Origin of the sequence: Nostoc sp. DedQUE12b, from assembly GCF_034530835.1 — a bacterium.
Lineage (GTDB): Bacteria > Cyanobacteriota > Cyanobacteriia > Cyanobacteriales > Nostocaceae > Nostoc.
This window is the reverse complement of sequence record NZ_JAVRCI010000011.1, coordinates 73,717-95,093: the sequence shown is the minus strand read 5'-3', so window position 1 is coordinate 95,093 and position 21,377 is coordinate 73,717. Positions and strand designations below refer to the sequence as shown.

General features: G+C 41.4%; 17 protein-coding genes, 2 tRNA genes and 1 pseudogene. 11 read left to right on the top strand and 9 right to left on the bottom strand.

Annotated features, from left to right (window positions below; all coding sequences use genetic code 11):
• Window positions 1-41 precede the first annotated feature (41 nt).
• The 3 genes from RMY16_RS08310 (at window position 42) to RMY16_RS08300 (ending at window position 3,694) form a co-directional block, all read left to right on the top strand.
• The gene (locus tag RMY16_RS08310) at window positions 42-905 is read left to right on the top strand and encodes a metal ABC transporter permease (protein ID WP_322666777.1); all 864 of its coding nucleotides are present in this window, start codon (window positions 42-44) and stop codon (window positions 903-905) included.
• Window positions 906-969: 64 nt separating this feature from the next.
• Window positions 970-1,542, top strand: coding sequence for a chemotaxis protein CheB (locus RMY16_RS08305; protein WP_322735979.1), 573 nt, complete (start codon window positions 970-972; stop codon window positions 1,540-1,542).
• A gap of 4 nt (window positions 1,543-1,546) precedes the next feature.
• A complete protein-coding gene (locus tag RMY16_RS08300) occupies window positions 1,547-3,694 on the top strand; it encodes a response regulator (protein ID WP_322735978.1) in 2,148 nt (715 codons plus the stop codon).
• Window positions 3,695-3,801: 107 nt separating this feature from the next.
• On the opposite strand, the gene RMY16_RS08295 is transcribed toward RMY16_RS08300, so the two are convergent.
• Window positions 3,802-4,173, bottom strand: coding sequence for a DUF2237 domain-containing protein (locus RMY16_RS08295; protein ID WP_322666773.1), 372 nt, complete (start codon window positions 4,171-4,173; stop codon window positions 3,802-3,804).
• Between the two features lie 750 nt (window positions 4,174-4,923).
• Between RMY16_RS08295 and psbA the strand changes: the two genes are divergently transcribed.
• The 3 genes from psbA to RMY16_RS08280 all read left to right on the top strand — a co-directional run bounded on the left by psbA (window position 4,924) and on the right by RMY16_RS08280 (window position 10,693).
• Entirely contained in the window at window positions 4,924-6,006 is a 1,083-nt protein-coding gene (gene psbA / locus RMY16_RS08290) for a photosystem II q(b) protein (RefSeq protein ID WP_322735977.1), read from the top strand.
• 852 nt (window positions 6,007-6,858) lie between these two features.
• The gene (locus RMY16_RS08285; RefSeq protein ID WP_322735976.1) at window positions 6,859-9,186 is read left to right on the top strand and encodes a PAS domain S-box protein; all 2,328 of its coding nucleotides are present in this window, start codon (window positions 6,859-6,861) and stop codon (window positions 9,184-9,186) included.
• Window positions 9,187-9,193: 7 nt separating this feature from the next.
• Window positions 9,194-10,693, top strand: coding sequence for an ATP-binding protein (locus tag RMY16_RS08280; protein ID WP_322735975.1), 1,500 nt, complete (start codon window positions 9,194-9,196; stop codon window positions 10,691-10,693).
• A 15-nt stretch (window positions 10,694-10,708) separates the two neighbouring features.
• On the opposite strand, the gene RMY16_RS08275 is transcribed toward RMY16_RS08280, so the two are convergent.
• Window positions 10,709-11,623, bottom strand: a complete 915-nt coding sequence (locus RMY16_RS08275; protein ID WP_322735974.1) for a rhodanese-related sulfurtransferase — start codon at window positions 11,621-11,623, stop codon at window positions 10,709-10,711.
• A 68-nt stretch (window positions 11,624-11,691) separates the two neighbouring features.
• On the opposite strand from RMY16_RS08275, the gene RMY16_RS08270 reads away from it, so the two are divergent.
• From RMY16_RS08270 to RMY16_RS08260, 3 genes are all read left to right on the top strand, one after another.
• Window positions 11,692-11,764 (top strand) — tRNA-Ala (locus tag RMY16_RS08270).
• 236 nt (window positions 11,765-12,000) lie between these two features.
• Window positions 12,001-12,447 (top strand): DUF2127 domain-containing protein, encoded by a 447-nt coding sequence (locus RMY16_RS08265; RefSeq protein ID WP_322735973.1) that lies wholly within the window; start codon window positions 12,001-12,003, stop codon window positions 12,445-12,447.
• A 148-nt stretch (window positions 12,448-12,595) separates the two neighbouring features.
• The gene (locus RMY16_RS08260) at window positions 12,596-14,002 is read left to right on the top strand and encodes a 1-acyl-sn-glycerol-3-phosphate acyltransferase (RefSeq protein ID WP_322735972.1); all 1,407 of its coding nucleotides are present in this window, start codon (window positions 12,596-12,598) and stop codon (window positions 14,000-14,002) included.
• Between the two features lie 506 nt (window positions 14,003-14,508).
• Here the strand turns inward: RMY16_RS08260 and RMY16_RS08255 are convergent.
• From RMY16_RS08255 to RMY16_RS08225, 7 genes and pseudogenes are all read right to left on the bottom strand, one after another.
• Window positions 14,509-14,646 carry a hypothetical protein gene (locus tag RMY16_RS08255; protein ID WP_322735971.1) on the bottom strand — a complete coding sequence of 46 codons (138 nt, stop codon included), beginning with the start codon at window positions 14,644-14,646 and terminating at the stop codon, window positions 14,509-14,511.
• A 10-nt stretch (window positions 14,647-14,656) separates the two neighbouring features.
• A pseudogene (locus tag RMY16_RS08250) lies at window positions 14,657-14,969 on the bottom strand (IS4 family transposase); the annotation flags it as partial.
• Between the two features lie 47 nt (window positions 14,970-15,016).
• Window positions 15,017-15,089, bottom strand: a tRNA-Arg gene (locus tag RMY16_RS08245).
• A 44-nt stretch (window positions 15,090-15,133) separates the two neighbouring features.
• On the bottom strand, window positions 15,134-16,321 hold the full coding sequence (locus RMY16_RS08240) for a murein hydrolase activator EnvC family protein (protein WP_322735970.1): 1,188 nt from the start codon (window positions 16,319-16,321) through the stop codon (window positions 15,134-15,136).
• Window positions 16,322-16,526: 205 nt separating this feature from the next.
• Window positions 16,527-17,306 (bottom strand): FkbM family methyltransferase, encoded by a 780-nt coding sequence (locus tag RMY16_RS08235; RefSeq protein ID WP_322735969.1) that lies wholly within the window; start codon window positions 17,304-17,306, stop codon window positions 16,527-16,529.
• A 321-nt stretch (window positions 17,307-17,627) separates the two neighbouring features.
• A complete protein-coding gene (trmFO, locus tag RMY16_RS08230; RefSeq protein ID WP_322735967.1) occupies window positions 17,628-18,944 on the bottom strand; it encodes an FADH(2)-oxidizing methylenetetrahydrofolate--tRNA-(uracil(54)-C(5))-methyltransferase TrmFO in 1,317 nt (438 codons plus the stop codon).
• 130 nt (window positions 18,945-19,074) lie between these two features.
• Complete coding sequence (locus tag RMY16_RS08225; RefSeq protein WP_322735966.1) at window positions 19,075-19,206, bottom strand: hypothetical protein; 132 nt, start codon at window positions 19,204-19,206, stop codon at window positions 19,075-19,077.
• Window positions 19,207-19,311: 105 nt separating this feature from the next.
• Here RMY16_RS08225 and RMY16_RS08220 point away from each other — a divergent pair, with 105 nt between their 5' ends.
• Window positions 19,312-19,572, top strand: coding sequence for a hypothetical protein (locus RMY16_RS08220; RefSeq protein ID WP_322735965.1), 261 nt, complete (start codon window positions 19,312-19,314; stop codon window positions 19,570-19,572).
• A 509-nt stretch (window positions 19,573-20,081) separates the two neighbouring features.
• On the top strand, window positions 20,082-21,353 hold the full coding sequence (locus RMY16_RS08215) for a ribulose bisphosphate carboxylase small subunit (RefSeq protein WP_322669458.1): 1,272 nt from the start codon (window positions 20,082-20,084) through the stop codon (window positions 21,351-21,353).
• Window positions 21,354-21,377 lie beyond the last annotated feature (24 nt).

The window sequence follows — 21,377 nt, the reverse complement described above, 5'->3', positions numbered from 1 at the left end:
TAATTGCTAATTGATATTACTTAGATTAAAGTTATAAAAATATGAATACTCTCGCATTCTTAGACTGGTTCACTACACCACTACAGCATGAATTCATGGTGAAGGCAATTTGTGTAAGTGCCTTAGTTGGGGTAGTATGTTCTGTTTTATCTTGTTTTATGACCCTCAAAGGTTGGGCATTAATGGGAGATGCTGTTTCTCATGCGGTAATGCCTGGGGTTGTAATTGCTTATGTTTTAAATATCCCTTTTGCTGTGGGTGCTTTTGTTTTTGGAGTGGGTTCAGTTATTGCGATCGGTTATATCAAAGCGAAGACGAGAATTAAAGAAGATACTGTCATCGGACTTGTATTTACAGGATTTTTTGCTCTAGGTTTGGTACTAGTTTCCAAAACTCCCAGCAGCGTAGACTTGACGCACATTTTGTTTGGGAATGTCTTGGGTATTTCTAATGAAGACATTATCCAAACGGTGATTATTAGCGTAATTACTTTAGTAACAATAGCTATTTTACGCAAAGACCTACTATTATTTTGTTTTGACCCCACTCATGCACGTTCCATCGGCTTGAACACAGGAGCGCTGCACTATATTTTACTATCATTACTATCGCTAACTGCTGTCGCCGGACTCCAGACAGTGGGAATTATTCTAGTTGTAGCGATGTTAGTTACTCCAGGAGCAACGGCTTATTTATTAACAGACCGTTTCGACCACATGATACTAATTGCAATGGCATCGGGCGTATTTTCTAGTGTCATGGGGACTTACATCAGCTATCATATCGATGGTGCAACTGGGGGTTGTATAGTGGTGTTACAAACCTTGTTGTTTATCATAGCAATGATTTTTGCACCTAAACATGGGTTACTGGTAAGAGCAAAGAAGCAGGAAAATACTGACTGATTCAGTATGAAATACCCTTTGCTATTTACATAACCCCCATTCCACAGGTGTGAGGGCGAAACAAGTGTCGTTTAAAATTGTTGTAATTGGTACTTCTTTAGGCGGATTATCAGCATTGAAAATTGTCCTGGGTAATTTACCAGCAGACTTCCCTGTACCGATCGCGATCGTGCAACACCGTCACAAAGAGTCTAATAACACACTCCAGGAGTTATTACAAGAATCCACCTTGTTGAAAATTCGCGAAGTGGAAGATAAGGACGAAATACTAACGGGATATATTTACATAGCCCCAGCAGATTATCACTTACTGGTTGAACCAGGTCACTTTGCTCTCTCGACTGACGAACCTGTTTCTTATGCTAGACCATCTATTGATGTGCTGTTTGAGTCGGCAGCCGATGTCTACACAGAAGAAGTTATTGGTGTAATATTGACAGGAGCAAACCAAGATGGTATGCAAGGTCTTAAGAAAATAAAAGCGCGGGGAGGAATTACTATTGTACAAGAACCTGCCACAGCAGAGAGTGACATTATGCCAGAGGCAGCAATTTCTGCTATTACAGTAGACTGGATTTTGACACTCTCAAACATTGCTTCCCAGATGGTCAAGCTTTGTCAATCATCACAGAAATAAACCGATGCAGATGGAATCGAAAGTAAACATCCTCCTAGTGGATGATAAACTAGAAAATTTGCTGGCACTAGAGGCAATCCTAGAAAAATTAGGGGAGAATCTCGTGAGAGCTACTTCTGGGGAAGAAGCTTTGAGGTGTCTGCTGCATCAAGATTTTGCGGTGATTTTGCTGGATGTGCAAATGCCAGGGATGGATGGCTTTGAAACTGCTACCTTAATTCGCAATCGGGGGCGATCGCGTCACACTCCAATTATCTTTCTCACCGCCTTTAGCACCAGCGACCAAATGCTGTTTAAAGGTTATGCCTTGGGTGCTGTTGATTATCTGCTCAAACCATTAGACCCTAATATCTTGACTTCTAAAGTCACAGTATTCGTAGAACTATTTAAGAAAACAGAAGCCATCAAGCAACAAACAGCGCAATTGGTAGCTGTGAATACTGAACTCAGGCAAAGTGAAGAACGATTCCGATCGCTAAGTACCTGCTCACCCGTTGGCATTTTTGAAACTGATACCGAAGGTGACTGTAAATATACTAATCCCCGATATCGGACAATTTGTGGCTTGAAAGCCACAGATAGTTTAGAAAAGAGATGGCTGGAATCTGTTTATCCAGAAGACAGAGAACGAGCGATCGCTAGTTGGTCTGCTTACATTTGTGAAGGTCGGGAATACTCAGAAGAATTTCGCTTTCAAGCTGCTCACGGTAACATTCGTTGGGTTCAAGTTCGCTCATCACCGATGCTTTCCAGTCAAGGAGACTTGTTAGGTTATGTAGGCACTCTTGAAGATATTACCGAACGCAAGCAAGCAGAAGAAGTCCGCGCTCAAGTAATTCGAGAACAAACGGCAAGACAGGAAGCAGAAGCCGCAAATCGGATGAAAGATGAGTTTCTAGCTGTTCTCTCCCATGAACTCCGCACGCCTTTAACCTCAATGCTCGGCTGGTCAAAAATCCTCCGCGCCAAGAAACTTGACGAAAAAGCCACTTCCCGCGCTTTGGAGGCGATCGAACGCAACGCCATATCTCAGATGCAACTAATTGAGGATATCTTGGACGTATCTCGAATTATCCGTGGTCAGTTGCGGTTAAACGTATCGGCAGTGAATCTGCTCACAGTGATGGAGGCGGCATTAGATGCAGTTCGTCCCCTAGCAGAACCAAAAGATATTCAATTAAATACTGTGCTGGATACTTCGATAGGGTCAGTTTATGGCGATCCAGCCCGTTTACAACAAATTGTCTGGAACCTACTAACTAATGCAATAAAGTTTACCCCTAAAGGCGGTAGGGTAGAGGTTAGGCTATCAAAGCATGTTGGATTTTCGATTTCAGACTTCAGCGTGAGCGCTCAGTCGAACGGTTTTGGATTGGGAGTTGATGGTAAAAATTTAGCCTCTTCAAACATTGATGAAAGCAGTAATCTACAATCCCAAATTCAAAATTTAAAATCTCAGTACGCCCAAATTGAAGTTATCGATACGGGCGTTGGTATCAGTTCCGAGTTTTTACCCAAAGTATTTGAGCGTTTTCGCCAAGCAGACAGTACCACAACGCGATCGCACAATGGACTAGGACTAGGATTAGCGATCGTCCGTCATTTAGTCGAACTGCACAAGGGTACAATCTTTGCCCAAAGTTCAGGCACTGGGCAAGGAGCAACCTTTACTGTAAGACTACCACTTCTACAAGACAATAGGGGGAATAGAGAAGCAACAGGAAAAAATTCCTCTCCTATAGCATCTACGCCTCTTGCTGGATTAAGAGTGTTAGTTGTAGATGATGAAGCAGATACCCGTAACTTTCTCAGTTTTATGTTTGAGGAGTATGGGGCTTTTGCCACTGCCGTAGCTTCAGTTGATGAAGTGCTAGCAGTACTTGAACAAGCAAAACCAGATATCCTAATTAGCGACATCGGCATGTCAGGGCAAGATGGTTATACACTTATTCGGAAACTCCGCTCTTTAGAACCAGAAAAAGGCGGACGTATCCCCGCGATCGCTTTAACAGCATACACGCGAGAGGAAGACCGCTTGGAAGCACTTTCAGCAGGGTTTCAGCAGCATTTATCTAAGCCAATTGACCCTAATAAATTGATTTCTGCGGTTATCAATGTATTAGAACTGCCTGTTGAAGTTCCAGTGAGTTGATTTGGACTGGGAGTGGGAGCAGGAGAGCAGGGGAGCAGGGGAGGAGAGTTTTCCCCTTTGCCCCCCGCACCCTGCCCCTCTGCCTCTTTCCCATGCCCAATGCCCAATCAAGACGAACTTAGAGCATGTTTTTTGAGTTCGTCTAGAGAAACTACTTCCAAAGCTCTAGCATGGGTTGCTGAAAGTATGACAGGTGGAGCGACGCCAGCTTCTAGAGCTTCTTGCCAGCGAGAAGCACACAAACACCAGCGATCGCCAGGCTTCAATCCAGGAAAATTAAAATCAGGAACAGGTGTGCTGAGGTCGTTTCCTTGTGATTTGGTAAACTCCAGGAATTCTGATGTCACTTGGGCACATACGACATGCGAGCCGAAATCTTGACCACCTGTACGACAAAAACCGTCGCGGTAAAACCCAGTCACGGGAGAAGTACAGCAAACCTCTAGGTTTCCATCGATTACATTTTTAGCGTCTGTCATCGTTAATTCGTTGTACTTGATTTTTCCACTTGATATAAGCTTATATTTATTGTCAATTCCCTGGTTGAATTAAAATCGCGATCGCTAATTAATTCCCAAAAGCAGGGAATGCTAAAATTATTTATCTCAAAATCGTTAAAAATAAATTTTTCAGCAAAATATTTAAGAGCGATCGCTCTCAGTTAAAATAAAAACCCCTGGCAAACTACCAGGGGTAATGCAAGTCAGTACTTTCGCATGGAATGTATCCTACTTCAATACCATAGCAACCCTCTAATTTACAGATATGCCATTTTGCCAAACAAAAAAAGCCCTCAGTGGTAAGCTGAGGGTTAATTTTTTAGAATAGCGGTAATATACAAAGCTATTATTCCCAGATAAGTAAGTAAATAATACTTGTAGCCCTTTTTAATTCGTGTAATACAGGGCCAGTCTTTGGAATCAGAACTTCTTACTTTTTTACAAAAGGCTGCGCGAATAAAGGGTTACTCCCGTTGAGCAATCTTAGACATAAATTAGACAGCGATTTTAAAGAGCCATATATATAACCAGATATGTGCTGTCATACAAAAGAGAGCTTCGGCGTATTCCTGCCTCGTTTTTGCTTTTAAATAAGTAAAACTAATGACTTGTATCAGCTTTACTGAAGTAATAAAACTTGATTAATTTTTGTAAAGCAGTGTAAAGTAGTTTCACAGGCAAAGACAAAACCGCCTGTATTCATAAATAACTAACCGCACTTATAAAACAATGACAACAACCTTACAACAGCGCCAAAGCGCCAATGTATGGGATCGATTCTGCGAATGGATCACCAGCACCAACAACCGGATCTACATCGGTTGGTTCGGCGTAGTAATGATTCCAACCTTGCTAGCCGCCACTGCTTGCTTCGTAATCGCCTTCATCGCCGCTCCTCCAGTAGACATAGATGGTATCCGCGAACCAGTAGCAGGTTCCTTAATTTACGGAAACAACATCATCTCCGGTGCAGTAGTACCTTCCTCCAACGCAATCGGTTTGCACTTCTACCCAATTTGGGAAGCAGCATCACTTGATGAGTGGTTGTACAACGGCGGTCCTTACCAATTGGTAATTTTCCACTTCCTGATTGGCGTATTCTGCTACATGGGTCGTGAGTGGGAACTATCCTACCGCTTAGGTATGCGTCCTTGGATTGCAATTGCATATTCTGCTCCAGTTGCAGCAGCAAGCGCAGTATTCTTGGTATACCCCATCGGACAAGGATCATTCAGCGATGGTATGCCCTTGGGTATAAGTGGAACCTTCAACTTCATGATCGTGTTCCAAGCAGAACACAACATCTTGATGCACCCCTTCCACCAATTAGGTGTAGCTGGTGTATTCGGCGGAAGCTTGTTCAGTGCAATGCACGGAAGTTTGGTAACTTCCTCCTTGGTTCGTGAAACCACCGAAACCGAATCTCAAAACTACGGTTACAAGTTCGGACAAGAAGAAGAAACCTACAACATCGTTGCGGCTCACGGCTACTTCGGTCGGTTAATCTTCCAATACGCTTCCTTCAACAACAGCCGTTCACTGCACTTCTTCCTCGCAGCATGGCCTGTAATCGGCATCTGGTTCACCGCCTTGGGTGTCAGCACAATGGCGTTCAACTTGAACGGTTTCAACTTCAACCAATCAATCATTGACTCTGAAGGTCGTGTGATTTCAACTTGGGCAGATGTAATCAACCGCGCTAACTTGGGTATGGAAGTAATGCACGAGCGTAACGCTCACAACTTCCCTCTCGATTTGGCTGCTGGCGATTCCGCTCCTGTAGCTCTTTCCGCTCCTGCTATCAACGGTTAATTCTGAAGTTTAGCTAAATGAGAAAGCGCTCTCCTTTTAGTGAGAGCGCTTTTTGTTTAAATGTATAAGAATTGCAAGTTCAGTGCATTTGCAAAATTTCATCCACTTGTACTAGCCGCCTTGGCGGGTGCTATAAAAGTAATCTTATTAATTCAATCAATATCAAACCGTTCTTTATAGGCTTTGATAGTAAATTCTAAAGTATCTAAGTTTGTGAGGATAAACCATCCATATCGATGGTGAAACTCCTAAATACTTACGTTTCCATTTACTTGCGATATTTTCTATTTCTATAAAGCATCCTTTTTTATACGTTAACAAAAGTACACTTTCTGTCCTGTGAGTCAGTTTGCCGATTTTGATCAACAAAATTCGCGCTCTCCCAGGACTACAATTTTATAATTTTTAAACAGTGGTAATGCTTGATCTAAGTATTGCTTGTTGCTCTGACAAGTTGCTTGAACCCACTTTTTTATCATTAAATAATGCTTATTGCGAATAAAGGCTCTTTGTTGTTTTATCATAAATTGCCACATTCTTTAGCGTGTAAGCATTTCAGGCTATTTTTCTTCTCACAAGCTGTGCAAGCGATATTTCCTTAGTGTAAACTATCAGACATATTTTACACTGCGAGATTCGCATGAAGATTGAAGCGACATATACCTCTGTAGGAAGTCTCTTTGAGTACAGATCGATTTTTTTTATCTCTAAATATCAAAGAGCTTATGCAAAGAATTCTGAATCAGTAGAATCGAATCATAAAAACAAATTTTGCCAAAAATTAATAATTGTTTCAGATTTAAATTTATTAAATTTTAGTACATAATAAAAACTTTTATTACACAACCACTAATGCTATTTCCTGAAAATGAAAGCCAAAGGAGTTTTAATTTACTTTTCTCTAAAAATCCCAACCCGATGTGGGTATATAACCAAAATAATCTGCAATTTTTAGATGTAAATGAAGCTGCTGTTTCTCACTACGGCTACTCACGAGAAGAGTTCTTGCAAATGCGAATAACTGACATTCGCCCTTCAGAAAATGTACCTCTCTTGCTTGAATATTTACGACAAAAGCATTCTAGCTTAGACTTTACTGGGCGATGGCGACATCAGCGAAAAGACGGACAGATTATTGATGTTGAAATTTTCACACAGGCAATAGACTATGGCAGTTATCAGGCTCGCCTAGTTCATATAAGAGACATCACAGAACACAAACAAATAGAAAGAACTCTTCAACAAAGTGAAGCTAGATTTCGAGTTATTTCTGAAGCTATTCCTGTTCCATTCATTATTTCGCGTGTGTCTGATGGGTTAATTTTATACGCTAATACAGAGTTGCTTCACACATTTCAGTTTTCTCTAGAGTATTTAGTTAATCGCAAAAAAATTGTAGATTTATATCATAACTTTACAGATTTAGAAGCACTGTTAAAGGTTCTTAATCAGCAAGGTTTTATTCATAATTATGAACTGCAATTAAAAAAAGCAGATGGAACTCATTTTTGGGCGATCGCTTCTTTACAATATTTAGTTTTTAACAATGAGTCAGCCATTTTAACAGTATTTAATGATATTAATGACCGAAAAAATGCCGAAACTAAACTCCAAGAACAAAATGAATTTTTGCGGATAATTTTTGAGAATATACCATTGATGATTGCCCTGATCAATGCCAACGGTAAACTCCAGTGGGTGAACCAAGAATGGGAAAATATTCTCGGTTGGAAATTTCAAGATTTCCAAACTCGTGATGTCTTGGAAGCACTATACCCTAATCCTGAATATCGGCAGTATGTAATTAGTTATATGCAGTCTGCACAACGCATTTGGGGCGACTTTAGAACTCAGGTGCGCGATGGTCGTTTATTGGATACGTCTTGGACTAATGTTTACCTTTCAAATGGTCAAATTATCGGTATTGGGCAAGATATCACAGAACGTAAGCAAACTGAACTAGCTCTAAAAGCTCAAGCCGAACGGGAGCAATTGATGCGAACTGTTGCTCAACGGATTCGTCAATCTTTGAATCTTCAGGATATTTTGAATGCAACAGTTCAAGAAGTGCGAGATTTACTTGGGGTTGATCGAGTAGTAGTTTATCAATTTAACTCAGAGATGATCGGCACAATTATGGCAGAATCAGTCGAACCTGGATGGACGGTTTCTTTAGGTGTGGAGATTCTTGATACGTGTTTTCAAACAGGTGCAGGATTGGAATATTATCAGGGACGCAAACGAGCGATCGCTAATATTTATGAAGCTGGACTAACTGATTGCCATATTCGCCTGTTAGAACAATTTGAGGTGAAAGCAAATTTAGTTGTGCCGATTTTACTAGAAGTAAGCTCTCAAAACCCTGGCTCTCACATTTGGGGTTTACTGATTGCTCACCAATGCTCTGATTTTCGGGAGTGGGAAGAAAATCAATTAGATTTGCTCGATCAAGTAACAGTGCAATTAGCGATCGCAATACAACAATCCAGCATCTTAGCGCAAGCTCAAACGGAACTTGTTCAAAGACAAAAAGCGCAAATAAAGTTAAAAACAGCCTTAGCTGAAAAAGAAGTTCTTTTAAAAGAAGTTCATCATCGAGTTAAAAATAATTTGCAAATTGTCTCCAGTTTATTACAACTTCAGTCTCAAACACTCAAAGATCCAGAAATAATCAAAGTTCTTCGAGAAAGTCAAAATCGAATTGAGTCAATATCTTTAATTCACAAAAATTTATATACTTCCGCTAATATCGGGCAAATTGATGTCGCTGACTATATCAGTAATTTAGCAGCCAGCTTGCTCATTTCCTATCAAATATGCCCTGGTAAAATTGCTCTAGAAACTGATATAGATTCAGTAAGCTTGAATGTTGATCAAGCTATTGCCTGTGGATTGGTGATTAACGAATTAATCTCCAATGCCCTCAAACACGCTTTTCCCAATCAACAAGTAGGCACAATCAGTATTGCTTTACACAATATTGGCAATAGTATTGAGATGACTATCCGAGATAATGGGATTGGTTTACCAGATAATTTAGATTGGAGAAATACTGATTCTTTGGGTCTGTCGTTAGTACATGACTTGGTTACAGAACAACTAGAAGGCAAAATTACTCTAGAACGCAATCATGGAACAGTATTCAAAATTAAATTCAAGCAGTTAACTTTGCATCAGTAAATATCAAATGGGTCAAGCTAGGATTTTAGTCGTTGAAGATGAAGTGATTGTGGCTAGAACTATTGCTAGTCAACTCAGTCAACTAGGATACACTGTTACGGGTACAGCTTCATCTGGAAAAGTTGCCATTGCCAAGGCATCGGAAACTCAACCAGAACTAGTATTAATGGATATTATTCTTAAAGGTGATATGGACGGTATTGCTACCGCCAGTCAGATTCGCGAGCAGTTAGATGTACCTATAATCTATTTAACCGCTTATGGCGACGATCATACTTTAGAAAGAGCCAAAATTACCCAGCCTTTTGGATACATAGTTAAACCATTTACTACAAAAGATTTAAAAATTGCGATCGAGATTGGTCTTTTAAAACACCGCTTAGAACGTGAACTGCGGGAAAATCGAGATCAGTTAGCAACCCTTTTAAACTCAATGAGTGATGCTGTAATCGCTACTAATGAGCAGGGAAAGATGACATTCATGAATCCCGCAGCTGAAGCGCTGACCGGCTGGCAGCAACAAGATGCTTTAGGAAATGAGGCGGCGAAGATTTTTCATATAGTCGATGAAGTTACAGAAGCTACATTAGAAAATCCTGTGACAAAAGTGCTGCGTGAGCAACAGGTTATTTATTTAGGGGAATTCACATCTCTGATTACAAAAAATGGCAAAAGAGTTCCCATTGGCGATAGTGCTTCACCACTGAAGCGAGGAACTGACCAGATAAATGGTGTAGTAATTGTTTTTTGGGATCTTAGCGAACGACGGCAAACAAAATTGCTAGAGCAAGCATTAGAAAAGGAGCAAGAACTTAACCGTCTCAAGTCCCTATTTATCTCTACTGTATCTCATGAGTTCCGTAATCCCCTGACTGTTGTTCAAACGGCAGTAGAACTCATAGAAATGCAAGGAGCAAATTTGACAGATACAAAAAGAGGTATCTATTTAAAGCGAATTCAAGGTGCTGTGCAATCTATGGAAAAGCTCATGGAAGAGGTGCTATTTATGGGTCGAGCGGAAGCAGAAAAACTCATATACAACCCTGCTTCTCTTAACTTAGAGCAATTTTGTCGAGACTTAATCGAAGATTTTTCGATTGTTGAAAACAGCGTATGTGAAATTATTTTTACCTGTCATAGTGAGAATACATCCGCTGTAATGGATGAAGGACTCTTACATTACCTATTTGGAAATCTACTCTCAAACGCGGTTAAATATTCTCCTCAAGGTGGCAAGATTCAGTTTGATTTAATATGTGACCCAATTGAGAAAGTCGTAACTTTTTGTATTCAAGATCAAGGTATTGGTATTCCCGAACCAGACCAAGCTCGGCTTTTTGAATCATTCTACCGAGCTTCAAATGTCAAATCAATTCAGGGTACTGGATTGGGGTTAGTAATCGTTAAAAGGTGCGTTGATGCTCACAGGGGTCAAATCAGTGTGACAAGTGAAGTTGGAGTCGGTACTAAATTTACAGTAATTTTGCCCTTAAATTCCGAATTATGAGTTATAAATTCTTCTTCAACTCACATCCTGATTTTTGTTCCCAACTTGGGTTTGGTAGTGACGCCATTTTTCCTGCTGACGCACTCTTTTCTCCTCGGTGAGGCTATCAAAACAATAGGCACAGGAGATACCTTGCTCATACTTTGGAGACACTTTATCTTCTTCTGAAATCGGACGCCCACAACAGAGGCACAACTCATAACTTCCTTTCTCCAACCCATGACTAACGGCTACCCGTTCATCAAAAACAAAACATTCTCCTTCCCATAAACTTTCTTGTGCTGGAACTTCTTGCAAATACTTAAGTATGCCGCCTTTGAGATGATAGACTTCTGTAAAACCTTGTGCAAGCATGAAGGATGAAGCTTTTTCACAGCGAATGCCGCCTGTACAAAAGAGAGCAACCTTTTTGTGTTTAGTTGGGTCGAGATGGTGGCGCACATAATCAGGAAATTCGCGGAATGATTCAGTTTGGGGATTTTCTGCCCCTTGAAAAGTACCAATATTCACCTCATAATTATTGCGGGTGTCAATTACCGTTACTTCTGGATTGGCAATTAAATCATTCCATTCTTCAGGGTTGACATAGATACCAACTTGCTCACTTGGGTCAATTTCTGGCAACCCCAAAGTGACAATTTCTTGTTTCAACCGCACCTTCATCCGCTCAAAAGGTGGAGTTTCGGTATAGGACTCTTTGGATTCTAAGTCTGCTAAACGGGGGTCAGAACGCAGAAACCAGAGAACTGAGTCAATGGCCTGACGCGAACCGGCAATTGTACCGTTAATCCCTTCAAGTGCCAGCAAAATCGTCCCCTTTACACCTTGCGCTTGGCAGTAAGACAGCAGAGGATCTCGTTTCTCGGCAAAATCTGGCAGCTTAACAAATTTATACAGTGCTGCAACAACTTGAATATTTTCTGGCTTCATCCCTTTGGTGATAAAACAATATAAGTTACAATAACAACGCTAATCAAAGTTATCTACTATTTTAATATGGGGGTTTAGCTCAGTTGGTAGAGCGCCTGCTTTGCAAGCAGGATGTCAGCGGTTCGAGTCCGCTAACCTCCATTGGAAGGGGTTTTTGCTAACCTACGCACATTCAAATCAATTAAAACCCCTTTCATTATCAAAAAATGGGGTTATTTTCCTTGTTAGGCAAGGGGTTTAGGGAGAGGAGAGTATGGTATTGCATCCACTGCACCGATTCAAATTCCTACTTAGTTAAAGGAGGCAAACTCTGACTTGACAGTACTCAGGTAATTTTGAGCGTTCAAAATTTGACTTATCTTTAGTTAGGGGGTTATTTGGAAAAGCGTCCATTGGGGTTAGTGGCAATTGTTCTCTACAAATCATTTGTCGCCTTGCTACTTATGGTTACTTCGATCGCTTTATTATTGACATTAAAAAATTATCAAAATCTAGAGGCGTTTTCACAAAATTATGTTTTAGAAGGTAAATCGATGATTATTGATTTGCTTTTAAAGAAAGTTGTTAACTTAAATCCTAGAACTCTGGCATTTAGCGGTATCGGAACAGGAATCTATGCTATTGTTACTGCTATTGAAGCTTTTGGTTTATGGTACGAAAAGCGTTGGGCACATGTCTTGGTATTGGGACTTGTCGGTATCAGTATTCCCCCAGAGATTTATGAATTGATTCAGGGAATATCTCTGATAAAAATATTGGTTTTTTTGTTAAATTTAGCAGTATTTGGCTATTTATTCCGAAATTTCCCTAAACATCCCAACTAATTTTTGATAAGAAGAAAGGCAAGAAGCAGGAGGCAGGAGTCAGAAGGAAGAAAGCTACTTGAAATGTTTGACTACAAGAGGCTACGGGTTTACGCAAAACCAAGACCTCACGTTATACAATCGCTAGAAATACAATCTGGAGAGCAACTTGCCTAGATCGATTCAGTCTACTCAACCACCACTAAAATTTATTCCCCAAAGGTTGAATCCTTTGGTACTCCAGATTGTTCGGTGGTTACTGCCGATCGCACTACGGTTTCGCACTCGCCCTTGGCTACCGGCTGGGATTGTCAAGATTGAAGCCGAGAATGTTGAAGTATTAGCTGAACTCTATCAACAATTTCAGGCTGGAAAAATTCGCTTTTTGTTGGCATTTCGCCACCCAGAGGTAGAAGATCCCCTGTGTATGCTGTATTTGCTTTCTCGCATTGTGCCACAAGTTGCTCGTCAAAAAGGTATTACACTAAAATCCTTGGTTCACAGCTATTTTCTTTATGACCGGGGTATGACAGTTTGGGCTGGAAAGTGGCTAGGTTGGTTGTTCTCTCTGCTGGGAGGTGTGCCGGTTCGTCGTGGTAGGCGACTAGATCGGCAAGCTATCCAAAATGCACGAGAGTTGTTTGCTAATGGCGAACTCCCGATCGCAGTAGCGCCAGAAGGCGGTACTAATGGTCATAGTGGTATTGTTAGCCCCTTAGAACCTGGTGTTGCTCAAATGGCGTTCTGGTGTGTAGAGGACTTACAAAAAGCTAACCGTTCTGAAACTGTGATTGTTGTGCCGATCGCCATCCAATATCGCTACGTTGAGCCACCTTGGTCTAAACTGGATTGGCTCTTGAGTAAGTTAGAAGCTGATAGTGGCTTGAAAGTTTTGGAAATTGATTCGGGCAATAGCGAAGAAATTTACTATCAACGCCTCTGTAGGTTGGCTGAATATCTGATTACCGAGATGGAAGAGTTTTATCGTCGCTTCTATCATCAAGACATCCCAAAAACCATCTCAACTGATGAATTGAAGAGTGCTAATCAGGTATTAATTGCCCGACTCCATCGGCTACTAGATAAGGCATTACAAGTTACCGAGCAATATTTTGGAGTTCAAGCGCAGGGTAATTTTATTGACCGTTGTCGTCGCTTGGAAGAGGCTGGCTGGAGTTACATTTACCGAGATGATTTGCCAGATATCAATGCTTTATCACCCTTCAAACGCGGTTTGGCAGACTGGATTGCAGAAGAAGCCGACTTGCGAATGCGGCACATGCGGATAGTGGAAAGTTTTGTTGCAGTCACAGCTAATTATATTCAGGAGCAACCGACAGCGGAACGGTTTGCAGAAACAGCTTTGCTTGTATTCGATATGCTTTCTAGAATTCAGGATACAACACTTCCGGGGCGACCTCGCTTAGGTTTGCGACAGGCACAAATCACTGTGGGAGAGGCAATTTCAGTTACAGAACGCTTCACAAATTGTCAGGGCGATCGCCAAGCGTCTAAACAAGCTGTGAGCGATTTGACAAAAGATTTGCAAATCGCTTTAGAGAAGATGATTAGATAACGGAAATTCTCAGACTTTTTCGCTCGAATTTTGTCAAATGTTTGTTGCACCTTTAGGGACTCGCAAAAAATAAATTATCCCAAATTATTTATAGATTTGTAGGGGCGCAAAGTCTTCATAGGTGTCAACTTAACGCTAAACCTTTTGGTGACAACGTTTTGCCCTCACCCACAGCCCCCAATACGGTTCGGTTAAAGGGGAAAGGGGAAAGGGGAAAGGTTTTGAATACATCCTTTACCCTTTACCCGCAAACCCATTCCCCAGACCACAAGGAAAGTGAAAAATGCTTATCCGAACCGTATTGCCCCAGCCCCTCTCCCCAAGGGCTATCCATTACCCGGATCTTTCTTAACATTAGACTTCTTGGCATTTGTCGGGGTAAAGGGGAAGGTGGGGCCCCCTCTGGGGATAAGGGGCAGGGGAAAAGGGTAAAGAAACTCAAAATTCTTTCCCTTTAACATGCACCCTTTTCCCTAAGAGTGCAAAAATATATTTTTCCAAGAGGTCTATTGTTGTAAGGCAGACTGTGAAGCAATGACAGAATTAAACAACAGCAGAATGATTGATTTTAGAGACAAAAGATGTAGAAAGATATAGTGCGATCGCATAGCGTGTCGGAGGCAATCGTTAACAACAAACGTCATCTGGAGAATCTCAGTGGAGAAGTTTCCAGGTAGGAGCAATGTCGTGTAATCGCCGCAACCCACGCCAAATGGTTTTCACTCCAGGTTCACCATCGCCTTTATGACCTAAAAAGCCACGCCTGTCGGGCAATCATTAGTACTGCTTGGTGTAAAGATGATGGCGTCCCAGGTGGGATAGGATTTTGATTGATAGTGGCGCATAAAGATAAGCCAGCGCCGTGGGCGGGTTTCCCGACTTGAGGCGACTGGCGTTGCCATTCACTCTTTTCTAAAAGAGTGTCAGATGGCAACTCAGGATTAATTCGTGCTTCATAAGTCAGCCATTAATTTGTCAATGCGGACAAACAATTTGGCAATCGACGAAAGGTAACGAGCGCGGAGGGATTTGAACCCCCGACCCACAGAACCGGAATCTGTTGCTCTATCCACTGAGCCACGCGCCCTTATGCTTCCTTATTATAGCACGTCTGTGATAAAATTCGCAGTCTTAAAGATAATTAGCAGGGTCTACGGGTGTACCATTCCGACGAACTTCAAAGTGGAGATGGGGGCCAGTTGAGAAACCTGTGGAACCGACAGCAGCGATCGCTTGTCCACGTTCAACTGCTTGTCCTTCAGAAACATATAACTCGCTGGTATGACCGTAAAGTGTAGTCATGCCATTACCGTGATCGATAATTAGCGCTCTGCCATAACCACCATACCACCCAGCAAAAATTACTGTTCCCGAATCGGCTGCCCGAATTTTACTGCCATAGCTGGCGGCAAAATCCAACCCGGCATGAAAGCGACGATAGCCAAGAATAGGGTGAACCCGCCAGCCAAAGGGACTACTAGTAGAAGCATCGCTAGGATATGCCATTACACCAGTTCCCCGAATGATCATACCTGTTCTGCTGTTGGTTTTTCCTTGAGCTTCTGCTACCTTTTGTTGAATCAAGACTTCCAGATTTTTCGATTCTCTTTCTAGCTGATTTTGTGCGGCTTCTAAGGCCAAGCGATCGCTATTCAGGCGTTGAATCAATTCTGATTGTGATTGCGCCTGGGTTTGATAATCGGCTTTTTGTGCCAAAAGTTGCTCGCGAATTAAGCCAATTTCGTTTTTTTGCTGTTCTACTTCCGTTTTTTGTTTGTCGATCGAGTTTGCTTGGGTGTTGAGTTTTGCCAAAATTTGTTGGTCTGCCTGAAACACTAACTTCAACTGATGACGACGGCTGAAAAAGTCGTTGATATTTTCACTTTCAAGCAAAACTGCCCATCCAGCAGAAGCAGGCGATCGCTGGAGATAACGCAATCGTGCTACTGTTGCGATTTGCCGCTCCTGATATGAACGTTCTGCCACATCTAAATCAGTTTCTAACTGTTGGAGGCGTTGGGTAGCAAGTTGTAATCGTGATTCGCTCTCTTGCAGATAGCTATCTGTAGTTTGTAGATTTTGCTTTAAACCAATGAGGTGTTTTTGGGCCTCTTGTTGAAGATTAGTTAAGCGATCGCGCTCTCCAACTACACCCTGACGCTGCTGGTTCATTTGTTGCTGCTGTTGTCGCAGAGTATCAATAGACCCTGTAGACGTTGCATCGGCTGGAATTAATCCCAAACAAATCCACAAAACGCAGCAAAATACAATACATAAACAGCAATAAATCTGCTTTTTTTCTAGAAATCGCCCTCTCATAGTGCGAACCTAATCAAAACGATACTTTCAAACACTATGAGGATTATTCCCAAAATCTGATTCACCCACTCCAACACTATGTATCAAATTGGTCTGCCACGTTGTAACACAAAGATTCTATCTGTGTCAGCATTGAGCAGGTAGGTGGAGGGGTGAGATGTATGAATGCACGTATAGCAATTGTCTTAATGTGAACAAAATGTGATTAGCAACTACGAACCCAAATCTCACCGTAGTCGTCTTTCCCAAGGTCTACTATATCTTCAGGAAAGCGCTTGAGAAACTCATCTGGAGGCAACCATTCTTGAAATACAAATGAATGCATTTCAGCAGGTACAACATTAATCAGTATCTTTCCCAGATTGGATAGGTAATCTATACAAGCACAAGTGGTGTTAATTTCGCGCTCTATTATATGATATTCAAATGACAGTAAAGGAATTGGTTGTGTCAGCCCTTTTAAAACTTCAAGCTCCCACCCTTCAACATCAATTTTGCAATAGTCTGGTTTTCCAAATTCATCAATTGCGCGATCAAGAGTGGTAATAGGAACTTGAATACTGCTTTGTACTGGGCTTATCCAATCCTCATGAAAACTTGCAATTCCACTTCGTTCGCGAGTGTACAATGTTGCTTCTCCAGGTTCTGCACCAACGGCATTCTGAACGGCATGAAACTTATTGCCATAATGACTGCATCGAGCTTTTAATTCTCTCATGCATTGGGGCTGTGGTTCAAATGCCACAACTCTTGCACCTACTAGAAGAAAAGCCTCTGATTTTTTACCTATGTTTGCACCAACATCGAAGCAGAGACTATCAGCATCTAATAGCTTTGAGAAGAAAGAAATTTCTTTTTGAAAATATTCAAAATCATTTTTTAACTGTTTTTGATTTAAAAAGCGATATAAATTTCTAATGGGTCTATATAAACCAATTGAGATGACAAAATCCTTCACAACAGACTTGATTGCAGTCACTTGCATATTGTATTTACCTCAATAAGCAATTTTAGATTCAAAAATCATAAAGCATATCTTAGGGCTTATTTCTTACTCTTATGAGAGTATAATTAATGAGGTAATTTGTAAAGCAAAATCTAAAGGGTGTCTGAGTTAGGTTTGAGTAGATTTTAGGCTAAACCCAGTTGAAATGAGCAGTCTACCGTTGAAATGGCTACGCCCGCCGCAGCGATCGCAAAACTTTTTGGTCTACTGACTATATAAAGAATAGGAAGCGTGGGAGCAGCAAAGAAGTTGCTGCAAGTCTTTTCCCTCTGCCCCTCTGCCCCTTGTGCCCAATGCCCATTAATTACGATTAGCTTTCCAGGCTGCCAAATCAGCTAAAGAGCGATCGCGGTAACGTCCATAACGCTCTGGTTTACTTTTGATTTTCATTCCTAAATCGGGAAAAATCCCAAAGTTAGGCGGCATTGGTTGGAAATGTTTCGGCGAAGCGGAACTAATAAATTCTAATAACGCACCGATCATTGTTGTTGGTGGTAAAACCAAAGCTTCTTTACCCAAGGCTAATCGCGCGGCATTAATTCCTGCCAAGCAACCACCCGCAGCAGCAGCGGTATAACCTTCAGTACCAATCAATTGTCCAGCGGCTAATAATGTTGGACGCTCTTTAAATTGCAAGGTAGGATGCATTAACTGGGGAGCATTAATAAAAGTGTTGCGGTGCATTACTCCCAGTCTGACAAACTCTGCTTTTTCTAAACTGGGAATTAACTGAAAGATTCGCTTTTGCTCACCCCAACGCAGATTAGTTTGAAATCCTACCATGTTCCACAGTTGACCAGCTTTATCTTCTTGTCGTAACTGCACCACAGCATAAGGACGTTCCCCTGTGCGAGTATCTGACAATCCCACTGGCTTCAAGGGGCCGTAACGCATGGTATCTTCCCCGCGCTGGGCTAGTTCTTCTATGGGTAAACAAGCTTCAAAAAATTTCGCTGTTTCTCGTTCAAAACCCTTGAGTTCTGTTTGTTCAGCTTTACAGAGTTCTTCTCGAAAGTGCAAGTACTGCTCTTTATTCATTGGGCAGTTGAGATAAGCAGCTTCACCTTTGTCATAACGTGATGCCATAAAAGCAATGTCACGATTAATCGATTCTCCGACGATAATCGGGCTAGCTGCATCAAAAAAGCTCAGGTATTCCATCCCCGTAAAGCGCTGCAAATCTTCTGCTAAGTCGGGACTAGTTAAAGGCCCGGTTGCCATAACCACAATCCCTTCAGGAATCGCAGACACTTCACCCCGACGGAATTCAACTAAAGGATGACTTGCTAAAGTTTCAGTTAAATCTTGGCCAAATTGTCCCCTGTCTACGGCTAGTGCCCCGCCAGCCGGAACTGCGTGTTCATCAGCTTTTGAGATGACGATCGAACCAAGTTGGCGTAATTCTTCGTGCAATAATCCCGCCGCGCGATCGCTTGCCATTGCCCCAAAGGAATTACTACACACTAATTCTGCTAAATGTTCTGTATGATGAGCCGGACTAAATCGCTTTGGACGCATTTCATGCAGAATTACTGGCACTCCAGCTTGGGCTATTTGCCAAGCTGCTTCTGTCCCAGCTAGTCCACCTCCAATTACTTGTATCGGTTGTGTTTCCATAGTTAAATTTGAATTCCCATATTACAAGTATCCATCAGCATTACAAAAGTAAAATTAAATAAAAAGCGATGTTAAACCATAACAGGTGTAAATAAAGTATTGGGCCAATTGTAACGTTGAGACTACACGTTCAAGGTTTTTTACAATCGATTTTGCCATAATATGAAAAGCCACCGACAACGCTGGGCTGAACATTTTCCAACTGACACACCGTCAGGAAGTGCGATCGCGTCCCCAGCCCTTGCCTAATTGCATTAATCAAAAAAGTAGGATGTTTTGTATAAATCCTTGATTTCTCATTTTTCCAGATGTTACATTCAGTATGCATGCAAAAACTAGTTAAAAATGCGTAAGTAGGACGTGATTTATGACTAAAAACAAAATTAAATATAACATCGATTTAAATCAAGCTCCAGTTATGTTTATTGAGGAAATAACAGATGATCAGGAATTGAAAAGTGTATACGGTGGAGTAACGCCTCCTGATTCAGTATTACTAAACCCTAAAATTATTGCTGCTCTTGCAAAGCGCGGTATTATATTGCCTAACGATCCTAACAACCCGAATACACTAACAGAAGAGGCGTTGCTTGCTTTGAAAGACATTTTGGGTAGTCAGACGTACTAGATACAAACGATTTCCATTAACTGTAGCGATATGTAATACTGGAGCGTGTTTAAAAACACGCTCTATTCTAAAAAATCAGTTAATCTAAGTAATCTTGGAATTATTCTAATGGCTTATCAAAGTTATTTGATATTGTAATCAAATCTTTGCCACTACCAAACAACAGCAGTTTTCACGATTCCATGCTTGGGAGCGTGTTCAACAGTTATCAGTTATCAGTTATCAGTTAATTTTTCCTTTGGGAGTTAGAGTCCCCCATTTCTAAAAATGGCGTGTTTCAGTCGGGGTCAAATCTCCGACTGAAACTATGATAACTGTTCACTGTTCACTGTTCACTGATTTAAACCCTTTAACCTTTCCCCAAGCTCTTGCAAAAATAACTTTTGCAAGATGTCTAATAAACTGAACAAATTAACAAGCCCAAGCTTGTCTGAAAGAAAAGCGATCGCTATCCCCAAAAAAAACTTAACATTAACCTTATAAGTGTTAGTTTTTCATCACATAAACTCATGGGTTACTACATCGCTCCCCGCTTTTTGGACAAACTTGCTGTCCACATCACTAAAAACTTTCTGAAGCTTCCTGGCGTGCGAGTTCCCGTGATATTGGGTATTCATGGACGCAAAGGAGAAGGTAAAACATTTCAATGTCAATTAGTCTTCGAGAAAATGGGTATCGAAGTAACTCACGTATCTGGCGGCGAATTGGAAAGTCCAGATGCCGGAGATCCAGCGCGGTTGATTCGGTTGCGCTATCGGGAAACAGCAGAACTGATTAAAGTACGCGGCAAAATGTGTGTACTGATGATTAACGATTTAGATGCAGGTGCTGGACGCTTTGATGAAGGCACTCAATATACTGTAAACACGCAGTTGGTGAATGCCACACTGATGAATATTGCTGATAATCCCACAGATGTGCAATTGCCGGGAAGCTATGATTCCACACCTTTACATCGTGTGCCGATTATTGTCACAGGTAATGATTTTTCTACCCTCTATGCACCGTTAATTCGGGATGGACGGATGGAGAAATTCTACTGGGAACCAGATAGAGATGACAAGGTGGGAATTGTCAAGGGGATTTTTGAACAGGATGGACTGTCACAGAAAGAAGTTGAACAGCTAGTTGATACTTTTGTCAATCAGTCTATTGACTTTTTTAGCGCTTTGCGATCGCGCATTTATGACGAACAAATCCGCAACTACATTCATAAAGTGGGTTTTGAGCAGATATCCTTGAGTGTGGTTAACAGCGTTAAAGGCCCACCAGAATTTAAAAAGCCAGATTTCAGGCTGTCTCATTTAATCGAGTCTGGAAACTTCCTAGTTGGCGAACAAAAACGGGTGGAAAGTTCCCATTTGGTTGATGATTACAATCGACTCAATCGAGGTAGAAATTCTCAATCAACACCACCTGCTGTTGTAACACCAACTAGTCAGCCGTCAAATGGCGCAACCAAAGAAGTAAAAACTAATGGATTCCAGAAACAGCAAGCATCAAGTGCCCATTTAACTTTAGAGACACAAGAACAGATTCGGCAATTATTGTCTCAAGGTTACAAAATTAGTATTGAACACGTAGATGAGCGCCGCTTCCGCACAGGTTCTTGGCAAACTTGTGTTCATAGCCACATTGATGCCGAGTCTGATGCCATCTCAAATTTAGAGGCAACTTTGTCAGAATATAGCGGTGAGTATGTGCGCTTAGTAGGTATCGATCCCAAAGCCAAGCGGCGGGTGGTGGAGACAATTATTCAGCGTCCAAATGGAAACAATTAGAGGCAGATGCAGCAGAATTCGGGA